General features: G+C 63.0%; 1 protein-coding gene. It reads left to right on the top strand.

Going from position 1 to position 311, the window contains the following annotated elements; translation table 11 throughout:
• On the top strand, positions 1–311 hold a 311-nt coding region (locus NLU14_RS21420), incomplete at both ends, for a contractile injection system protein, VgrG/Pvc8 family (RefSeq protein WP_275710438.1).

Genomic DNA, 311 nt, shown 5'->3' with positions numbered 1-311 from the left:
GCCTCCGTGGCCATGAAGGACTACACCTTCAAAAACCCCGCCTACGCCCTGATGCACGAACACCAGGCCGACAGGCTTGAGGCCCAGCGGGAAGACTATCAACATTATGACTACCCCGGCCGCTTCAAACAGGACGCCAGCGGCCAACCCTTCACCGAAAGCCGCCTGGAGGCCCTCAGGAACGACGCCACCACGGCCAACGGCCAGAGCAACCGTCCTGATTTCACCGTCGGCGCCAAGGTGGCACTCACCGAACACGACAACCCGCGCCTGAACCGGGAATGGCTGTTCACCCGCATCAGCCACACCGG

It is taken from the genome of Marinobacter iranensis (assembly GCF_029207565.1).
Lineage (GTDB): Bacteria > Pseudomonadota > Gammaproteobacteria > Pseudomonadales > Oleiphilaceae > Marinobacter > Marinobacter iranensis.
Note: the sequence above shows the minus strand (reverse complement) of the source record. Positions and strands in the feature narration are given on the sequence as shown.